Raw genomic sequence first — 9,191 nt, 5'->3', positions numbered from 1 at the left:
CGATCACCCGTGCGGGCCCCTCGCGGCACGCCCCATTGACATGACCACGGGGCGGTCTTGAGTCTGTCGTCCACAGCTTTCGTGGCCGACGACGCCCAGGGGGGCACATGAGGCACCGCGCGAGATCGATCCTCGCCGCCAGCGCACTCGTCTTCGCAACCGCACTCGCCGCCTTACCCACCGCCGCCCAGGCCCGGCCGGGCCCCGCCACCGAGGCCGGCACGCCGGCCGGCTCCGCCGACGACGAGGTCCGGGTCTACGACGCGGACATCACCCAGGAGCAGGTCCCGCTCGTACTCGCCGCCGGCCAGGACGCGCACGAGCTCTCCGAGCGCCCTCCGCAGACGGGGACCGCCCGGGTCGAGCTCTTCCTCACGGCCGGACAGGCCGCGGAGCTCGCGGCCCAGGGCGTCGCCCTCGCCGAACGCGAGGTCCCGCCCGACGGCCTGGCCCGGTCGAAGGCCGCCGGAGACGGGGTCTTCCGCCCGTACAGCGGCAAGGGCGGCCTCCAGGAGGAGATCCTCGCGGCCGGGCGGGCCAACCCCGGCCTCAGCAAGGTCGTCTCCATCGGCAGGACCGTCCAGGGCAAGGAGATCCTCGCCCTCAAGGTCACCAAGGACGCCAGGAGGACCAAGGACGGCGCCAAACCCTCCGTCCTGTACATGTCCAACCAGCACGCCCGCGAGTGGATCACCCCCGAGATGACGCGGCGGCTGATGCACCACACCCTCGACAACTACGGCAAGGACCCGCGGATCACCGCGCTGGTGGACTCCACCGAGCTGTGGTTCCTGCTCTCCGCCAACCCCGACGGGTACGACTTCACGCACGCCCCCGACGGCGAGCGGCTGTGGCGCAAGAACCTGCGCGACAACAACGGCGACGGCAGGACCACGGCCGTCGACGGTGTCGACCTCAACCGCAACTTCGCCTACAAGTGGGGCTACGACAACGAGGGTTCCTCGCCGAACCAGGCGAGCGAGACCTACCGGGGCCCCAAGGCCGCCTCCGAGCCCGAGACCGTCGCCCTCGACCGGTTCCAGAAGCGCGTCGGCTTCGAGTACGCCGTCAACTACCACTCGGCCGCCGAGCTCATCCTCTACGGCGTCGGCTGGCAGGTGGCCACCCCGACCCCCGACGACATCGCCTACCGGGCGCTGGCGGGCACCCCCGAGAACCCTGCCGTACCGGGCTACTACCCGCAGGTCTCCTCCGAGCTGTACACCACCAACGGCGAGGCCGACGGGCACGCGTCCAACACCAACGGCATCATGATGTTCACGCCGGAGATGACCACCTGCCGGACGGCCTCCGAGATCGACCCGGACGACCGGTGGAGGCCCGAGGACTGCGCCTCCGGGTTCAACTTCCCGGACGACGAGAAGCTGATCCAGGCCGAGTTCGCGAAGAACATCCCCTTCGCCCTCTCGGTCGGCGAGAGCGCCGCGCACCCGGACCGGCCGGCGTCCACCGTGGGCCTGACCGCCGCCGACTTCACCCCCGACCCCTTCACCACCTCCTACGCGGCCCGGGGCGAGGAGCAGACGGTCGCGGTCACCGCCCGCAAGGCGCTGAAGGACAAGGAGCTCAACTACCGCGTCAACGGCGGCCGTACGCACGACGAGGACCTCAAGGCCTGGAAGGGCGGAGACGTCTACGGCGGCGAGGACAACAACTGGTTCGACGAGTACCGGGCCGAGGTCGAGGGCACGAAGCCGGGCGACGAGGTCGAGGTCTGGTTCACCGGCCGCGACCGCTCCGGCAAGCAGGTCTCCAGCACGCGCTTCACCTACACGGTGGCCGAGCGGCCCCGCGCGGACGTGCTGGTCGTCGCCGAGGAGGGCGCGCCCGCGCAGCACGCCCGGACGTACGTCGACGCCCTGCGCGCCAACGGCCGGTCCGCGGCGGTCTGGGACGTCGCGGTGCAGGGCGCGCCGCACCGCCTCGGCGTCCTCTCCCACTTCCGGACGGCCGTGCACCACACCGGCGCGAAGACGCCGGGCGGCGACACGCAGCTCGCGATCCGCGACTTCCTGAACGAGGGCGGCAAGCTGATCGAGGCCGGTGAACTGGCCGGCGGCAACGCCCGGGTCGGCCGGGCCGTGACCAACGACTTCAGCCAGTACTGGCTCGGCGCGTACGGCCGTACGGGCGTGCGCGGTGCCACCGCGTTCGCCGGGGCGGGAACCCTCGCCGGGGCGGCGGGCGGCCTCGGTGACGCGGCGGGCAACCCGCTGGACGCGCCTGGTTCCTACACGGTGACCTCCGAGACGCTGGCCCCCGACCGCTTCCCGCAGTTCCGCAGCGCGCAGGCGGGACGGTTCGACGGGGTCGTGAACCCGTACGCCCCCTATGCGGGCGGCGCGATGGCCTCGGCCCTGCACGCGGACAGCGACTGGAAGCGGCTGGTCACCACCCTCGACCTGACGCAGGTCGCCGCCGCCGACAGGCCGCAGCTGAAACTCGCGCTGAACTGGAACACCGAGGAGGGCTACGACCACGCCCTGCTGGAGGCGCGTGCGGCCGGCGGCGACGACTGGACCACGCTGGCGGACGCGGGCGGTCTGAGCGGCACCGCCGTCCCGGAGGAGTGCGCGGCCGGGTTCTTCATGAACGACCACCCGTTCCTGCGCCGCTACCTCACCCTGGCCGGCGGCGGTTGCACGCCGCAGGGCACCAGCGGGGCGTGGAACAGCTTCACCGGTTCCTCCGACGGCTGGAAGCAGGTCTCCTTCGACCTGAGCGCGTACGCGGGCAGGACGGTCGAGGTCGCGCTCTCCTATGTCACCGACCCGGGCTCCGGCGGCCGCGGCGTCTTCGCGGACGAGGCGCGCCTGAACGTGGGCGGTACCGACCGCGCCGTGGAGGGGTTCGAGGCCTCCCTCGGCGTCTGGACGGCCGCGAGCGCGCCGGCCGGAAGCCCCGAAGTTCCAGGCGATTGGGCCCGGTCGGGAGAACTCTTCACGTCCTATGCGGCAGTCACTACGCGTGACACCGTCCTGCTCGGCTTCGGCCTCGAACACCTGCCGGCCGCGACGGACCGCGCCCTACTCGTCGGTAAGGCGCTGCGTGCGCTGAACCGCTGATCAGCGGCCCTCCTGTCACTCACCCTGCGTGACGGGGCGCAAAGTCCCCGAGGTCCCGCCGGGAGTTTCCCGCGCGGGGCACGGGGGCGTGTCAGGTCCCCGCCGATGTCACTCGAAAGCTCACGGAGAGGTAGGGTCGTAAGCGGTCGGGGACATCCCATACAGCTCGCCGGCGCACTTACCGGCGCACCAACGAGGAGATCGGTTCGTGACGATCCGCGTAGGCATCAACGGTTTTGGCCGAATTGGCCGCAACTACTTCCGGGCGCTCCTGGAGCAGGGAGCGGACATCGAGATCGTCGGTGTCAACGACCTGACTGACAACGCCACCCTGGTGCACCTTCTCAAGTACGACACCATCCTGGGCCGCCTCAAGCAGGAGGTCACCCACACCGCCGACACCATCACGGTCGGCGGCAACACCTTCAAGACCTTCGCCGAGCGCGACCCCTCGAACCTTCCCTGGGGTGAGCTGCGCGCCGACATCGTCATCGAGTCGACGGGCATCTTCACCAAGAAGGCCGACGCCGCCAAGCACATCGCCGCCGGCGCGAAGAAGGTCCTCATCTCGGCTCCGGCCAAGGACGAGGACATCACGATCGTGATGGGCGTCAACCAGGACAAGTACGACGCGGCGAACCACCACGTCATCTCCAACGCCTCCTGCACCACCAACTGCGTGGCGCCGATGGCCAAGGTCCTCCTGGAGAACTTCGGCATCGTCAAGGGCATGATGACGACGGTCCACGCCTACACGAACGACCAGCGCATCCTGGACTTCCCGCACTCGGACCTGCGCCGCGCCCGCGCCGCCGCCGAGAACATCATCCCGACCACCACCGGTGCCGCCAAGGCCACCGCGCTGGTGATCCCGGAGCTGGCGGGCAAGCTCGACGGCATCGCGATGCGCGTCCCGGTCCCGACGGGCTCCGTGACCGACCTGGTCATCGAGCTGGAGCGCGAGGTCACCAAGGACGAGGTCAACACCGCCTTCCAGAAGGCGGCGGAGGGCCAGCTGAAGGGCATCCTCGACTACACCGAGGACGCGATCGTCTCCTCCGACATCGTGAACTGGCCCGCGTCCTGCACCTTCGACTCCTCCCTGACGATGGTCCAGGGCAAGAATGTCAAGGTCATCGGCTGGTACGACAACGAGTGGGGCTACTCCAACCGTCTCGTGGACCTCACGGTCTTCGTCGGTGGCCAGCTCTAAGGTCGCCCCGGTACCAAGGCAAGGCACCACGATGTGAGCACAGGGTCCGGGCAGCGCGACGAAGCGCCGCACGGGCCCTGTCGCTTGCCTCGTTCTCCCTTCCTCGCCCTCCGGGTGAAGGGCTCACAAGGAGTAGGAACACATGAAGACGATCGACGAACTGCTCGCCGAAGGCGTGAAGGGCAAGCGGGTCTTCGTCCGCGCGGACCTGAACGTCCCGCTCGACCAGGGCGCCATCACCGACGACGGCCGCATCCGCGCCGTGCAGCCCACGATCGCGAAGCTCGCCGAAGCCGGCGCCCGCGTCGTGGTGGCCTCGCACCTGGGCCGCCCCAAGGGCGCTCCGGAGCCTGCCTTCTCGCTCGCCCCGGCCGCCGCACGCCTCGGTGAACTCCTCGGTACGGACGTCGCGTTCGCCACCGACACCGTCGGGGAATCCGCCCGGGCGACCGTCGCCGCCCTGGCCGACGGCCAGGTCGCCGTCATCGAGAACCTCCGCTTCAACGCCGGTGAGACCGCGAAGGACGACGCCGAGCGCGGCGCCTTCGCGGACCAGCTCGCGGAGCTCGCCGACATCTACGTCGGCGACGGCTTCGGCGCCGTCCACCGCAAGCACGCCTCGGTCTTCGACCTCCCGGCCCGACTGCCGCACGCGGCCGGCTACCTCATCGCCACCGAGGTCGGCGTCCTGAAGAAGCTGACCGACGAGGTCAAGCGCCCGTACGTGGTCGTCCTCGGCGGCGCCAAGGTCTCCGACAAGCTCGCCGTCATCGACCAGCTGCTCGGCAAGGCCGACCGCATCCTCATCGGCGGCGGCATGGCCTACACCTTCCTCAAGGCCCAGGGCCACGAGGTCGGCATCTCCCTGCTCCAGGAGGACCAGCTGGAGAAGGTCACCGAGTACATGCAGCGGGCGAAGGACACCGGCGTCGAGCTGGTGCTCCCCGTCGACGTCCTGGTCTCCCCCGAGTTCCCGAACCTGAAGACCAAGGCCCCGGCCGACTTCGAGACCGTCGCCGCGGACGCGATCCCGAAGACCAAGGAGGGCCTGGACATCGGCCCCGAGACGCGCGAGCTCTACGCGTCCAAGATCGCCGACGCCGAGACCGTCTTCTGGAACGGTCCGGTGGGCGTCTTCGAGCACCCCGACTACGCGGGCGGCACCACCGCCATCGCGCAGGCTCTCGTCGACAGCAGCGCCTTCACCGTCGTCGGTGGCGGCGACAGTGCTGCCGCGGTCCGCATCCTGGGCTTCGACGAGAACGCTTTCGGCCACATTTCCACCGGTGGCGGCGCCTCCCTCGAATACCTTGAGGGCAAGACGCTCCCCGGTCTCGCCGCCCTGGAGGGCTGACACTCCATGACCACCCGCACCCCGCTCATGGCGGGCAACTGGAAGATGAACCTCAACCACCTTGAGGCCATCGCCCACGTCCAGAAGCTCGCCTTCGCACTGACCGACAAGGACTTCGACGCCGTCGAGGTCGCCGTGCTGCCGCCCTTCACCGACCTGCGGTCGGTGCAGACCCTGGTCGACGGTGACAAGCTGAAGATCAAGTACGGCGCCCAGGACCTGTCGGCGCACGGCTCCGGCGCCTACACCGGCGAGATCTCCGGCTCGATGCTCTCGAAGCTGAAGTGCGCGTACGTGGCCGTCGGCCACAGCGAGCGCCGCCAGTACCACGCCGAGAGCGACGAGATCTGCAACGCCAAGGTCAAGGCCGCCTACCAGCACGGGATCACCCCGATCCTGTGCGTCGGCGAGGGCCTGGAGATCCGCAAGGCCGGCGAGCAGGTCGCCCACACCCTGGCGCAGCTCGACGGCGGCCTCAAGGACGTCCCGGCCGAGCAGGTCGAGTCCATCGTGATCGCGTACGAGCCCGTGTGGGCCATCGGGACCGGCGAGGTCGCCACCCCCGAGGACGCCCAGGAGGTCTGCGGAGCGATCCGCGGCCGCCTCGCCGAGCTCTACTCGCAGGAGCTGGCCGACAAGGTCCGCATCCAGTACGGCGGCTCGGTGAAGTCCGGGAACATCGCGGCGATCATGGCCCAGCCCGACGTCGACGGCGCCCTGATCGGCGGCGCGGCGTTGGACGCGGACGAGTTCGTCAAGATCGTCCGCTTCCGCGACCAGTAAGTTCGCTGTGAGTATGCGGTAGGACGGATCCGTCGTACCCTTGCGGGGGCCAGGAGGCTGCACAGCAGCCACTGGCCCCCGCGCACGTACCAGCAGAACCGGAAAGCCAGAAAAGCCAGAAAGTAGGAATCAGCCGTGATTATGGGGTTCTCGATCGCCCTGATCGTCTTCAGCGCCCTGCTGATGCTGCTCGTGCTGATGCACAAGGGCAAGGGCGGCGGCCTTTCCGACATGTTCGGCGGCGGCATGCAGTCGTCGGTCGGCGGTTCCTCCGTGGCGGAGCGCAACCTGGACCGCATCACCGTCGTCGTCGGGCTGCTGTGGTTCGCCTGCATCATGGCGCTCGGTCTCCTGATGAAGTCGAGCAGCTGACCGTTCTCGCCATTCCGGCAGTCCGGTCGGCTCCGCCCGGCCTACTATGGGATCCGGCGTCCATGACATGGAATGAGTAACTCCGTTCCATGGACGCGCGTTGGGCCTTACGTAGACTTGGGCGCCCGCGGCGGACATTTCCCTCACGCTCCGCGGCACCATCACGCAGGGAGTTACGACCGTGGCAAGTGGCAACGCGATCCGTGGCAGTCGGGTCGGAGCGGGGCCGATGGGTGAGGCCGAGCGCGGCGAGTCCGCGCCCCGCCTGCGCATCTCCTTCTGGTGCTCGAACGGGCACGAGACGCAGCCCAGCTTCGCCAGCGACGCGCAGGTGCCGGACACCTGGGACTGCCCGCGCTGCGGGTTCCCGGCAGGCCAGGACCGGGACAACCCCCCGGCCCCGCCGCGCACCGAGCCGTACAAGACGCACCTGGCGTACGTACGGGAGCGGCGCACGGACGCCGACGGCGAGGCGATCCTCGCCGAGGCGCTCGCCAAACTCCGCGGCGAGATCTGAGACGCACGGCATCGCGAGTCATATGGCCCGGCCCCGCAGGCACTTCTCCTGCGGGGCCGGGCCCTTTCGCGTGCGCCCGCGCCGAAGGCGCCTGTCCGTTACGCCGCTTCACATCCCTTAGGTTGGAGTCGGCGGGGCACGACAGGACGGAAGAAGTGGGTTGATGTCCGAGATGAACGCAGACAGCCGTACGAAGCTCAACCGGATGCCGGAGTGGCTCGCACTCGGCAAGCACCGGGAGGAGTTCGGGCAGACGCATCTGCGGGAGCTGTTCGAGGCGAATCCGGGACGCGGTTCCGCCTTCACCCTGCGCGCCGGGGACCTGCACGTCGACTACTCGAAGCACCTGGTGACCGAGGAGACGCTGACGCTGCTGCGCGAGCTGGCGGCGGCGGCGGGCGTGGCCGAGCTGCGCGAGGCGATGTTCAGCGGCGAGAAGATCAACACGACCGAGGACAGGGCGGTGCTGCACACCGCCCTGCGCGCGCCGCGGGACGCCGTCGTCGAGGTGGACGGCGAGAACGTGATCCCCGCCGTGCACGCCGTCCTCGACACCATGGCGGCCTTCAGCGACCGGGTCCGGTCGGGGGAGTGGACCGGGTTCACCGGCAAGCGCATCAGGAACGTCGTCAACATCGGCATCGGCGGCTCCGACCTCGGCCCGGCGATGGCCTACGAGGCGCTGCGGGCCTTCGCCGACCGGAGCCTGACCCTGCGTTTCGTCTCCAACGTCGACGGGGCGGACCTGCACGAGGCCGTACGCGATCTGGACCCGGCCGAGACGCTGTTCATCATCGCCTCCAAGACCTTCACGACCATCGAGACCATCACCAACGCCGAGTCGGCGCGGGACTGGCTGCTCGCGGGGCTGGGCGGCGACCAGGCCGCCGTGGCACGCCACTTCGTGGCCCTGTCCACCAACGCCGAGAAGGTCACCGGCTTCGGCATCGACGCGGACAACATGTTCGAGTTCTGGGACTGGGTCGGCGGCCGCTACTCCTTCGACTCCGCCATCGGCCTCTCCCTGATGATCGCGATCGGCCCGGACGGCTTCCGCGAACTGCTCGGCGGTTTCCACACCATGGACCGGCACTTCCGCACGGCGCCGCCGGAGGAGAACCTCCCGCTGCTGCTCGGGCTGCTGGGGATCTGGTACGGGGCCTTCTTCGACGCCCAGTCGCACGCGGTGCTCCCGTACAGCCACTACCTCTCGCGCTTCACGGCGTACCTCCAGCAGCTGGACATGGAGTCCAACGGCAAGTCCGTGGACCGCCAGGGCGATCCGGTGGAATGGCAGACCGGCCCGGTGGTGTGGGGCACGCCCGGCACCAACGGGCAGCACGCGTACTACCAGCTGATCCACCAGGGGACCAAGGTGATCCCCGCCGACTTCATCGGCTTCGCGCGGCCGGTCGCGGAACTGGCGCCGGAGCTGGCGGCCCAGCACGACCTGCTGATGGCGAACTTCTTCGCGCAGACCCAGGCCCTCGCCTTCGGCAAGACCCCGGACGAGGTGCGGGCCGAGGGCGTGCCCGAGCCGCTCGTCGCGCACAAGACCTTCAAGGGCAACCACCCCACCACCACGGTCCTGGCCGCCGAGCTCACCCCGGCGGTGCTGGGGCAGCTGATCGCGCTGTACGAGCACAAGGTGTTCGTCCAGGGCGCGGTGTGGAACATCGACTCCTTCGACCAGTGGGGCGTGGAGCTCGGCAAGGTCCTCGCCAAGCGGATCGAGCCCGCCCTGACCGAAGGCGCCGAGGTGGCGGGACTGGACGCCTCGACGAAGGCCCTGGTGGCGACCTACCGCCGGCTCCGCGGCCGGAGCTGACACACACGGCGAAGCGCCCCGCACCGGCAGGTGCGGGG

The 9,191-nt window shown here is 69.7% G+C and carries 7 protein-coding genes; all 7 read left to right on the top strand.

The window, feature by feature from the left end; all coding sequences use genetic code 11:
• Positions 1–107: 107 nt before the first annotated feature.
• The 7 genes from ACFWUQ_RS30155 (at position 108) to pgi (ending at position 9,153) form a co-directional block, all read left to right on the top strand.
• The gene (locus ACFWUQ_RS30155) at positions 108–3,086 is read left to right on the top strand and encodes a M14 family zinc carboxypeptidase (RefSeq protein ID WP_384544346.1); all 2,979 of its coding nucleotides are present in this window, start codon (positions 108–110) and stop codon (positions 3,084–3,086) included.
• Positions 3,087–3,294: 208 nt separating this feature from the next.
• The gene (gene gap / locus ACFWUQ_RS30150) at positions 3,295–4,299 is read left to right on the top strand and encodes a type I glyceraldehyde-3-phosphate dehydrogenase (RefSeq protein ID WP_384544344.1); all 1,005 of its coding nucleotides are present in this window, start codon (positions 3,295–3,297) and stop codon (positions 4,297–4,299) included.
• Between the two features lie 142 nt (positions 4,300–4,441).
• Complete coding sequence (locus ACFWUQ_RS30145; protein ID WP_384544342.1) at positions 4,442–5,653, top strand: phosphoglycerate kinase; 1,212 nt, start codon at positions 4,442–4,444, stop codon at positions 5,651–5,653.
• A 6-nt stretch (positions 5,654–5,659) separates the two neighbouring features.
• On the top strand, positions 5,660–6,436 hold the full coding sequence (gene tpiA, locus ACFWUQ_RS30140) for a triose-phosphate isomerase (RefSeq protein WP_384544340.1): 777 nt from the start codon (positions 5,660–5,662) through the stop codon (positions 6,434–6,436).
• Between the two features lie 141 nt (positions 6,437–6,577).
• Positions 6,578–6,808 carry a preprotein translocase subunit SecG gene (secG, locus tag ACFWUQ_RS30135; protein ID WP_150522109.1) on the top strand — a complete coding sequence of 77 codons (231 nt, stop codon included), beginning with the start codon at positions 6,578–6,580 and terminating at the stop codon, positions 6,806–6,808.
• Between the two features lie 181 nt (positions 6,809–6,989).
• Positions 6,990–7,325, top strand: a complete 336-nt coding sequence (locus ACFWUQ_RS30130; RefSeq protein ID WP_007263454.1) for an RNA polymerase-binding protein RbpA — start codon at positions 6,990–6,992, stop codon at positions 7,323–7,325.
• Positions 7,326–7,497: 172 nt separating this feature from the next.
• A complete protein-coding gene (pgi, locus tag ACFWUQ_RS30125) occupies positions 7,498–9,153 on the top strand; it encodes a glucose-6-phosphate isomerase (protein ID WP_384544348.1) in 1,656 nt (551 codons plus the stop codon).
• The last annotated feature ends 38 nt before the right edge of the window (positions 9,154–9,191 follow it).

Origin of the sequence: Streptomyces sp. NPDC058662 (assembly GCF_042716255.1) — a bacterium.
Classification (GTDB): domain Bacteria; phylum Actinomycetota; class Actinomycetes; order Streptomycetales; family Streptomycetaceae; genus Streptomyces.
Note: the sequence above shows the minus strand (reverse complement) of the source record. Positions and strands in the feature narration are given on the sequence as shown.

Excerpts from the sequence above, each read along its gene's own strand:
- ACFWUQ_RS30155 (WP_384544346.1), top strand. The coding sequence starts at position 108 with ATGAGGCACCGCGCGAGATCGATCCTCGCCGCCAGCGCACTCGTCTTC.
- ACFWUQ_RS30145 (WP_384544342.1), top strand. The coding sequence starts at position 4,442 with ATGAAGACGATCGACGAACTGCTCGCCGAAGGCGTGAAGGGCAAGCGG.
- tpiA (WP_384544340.1), top strand. The coding sequence starts at position 5,660 with ATGACCACCCGCACCCCGCTCATGGCGGGCAACTGGAAGATGAACCTC.
- secG (WP_150522109.1), top strand. The coding sequence starts at position 6,578 with ATGGGGTTCTCGATCGCCCTGATCGTCTTCAGCGCCCTGCTGATGCTG.
- pgi (WP_384544348.1), top strand. The coding sequence starts at position 7,498 with ATGAACGCAGACAGCCGTACGAAGCTCAACCGGATGCCGGAGTGGCTC.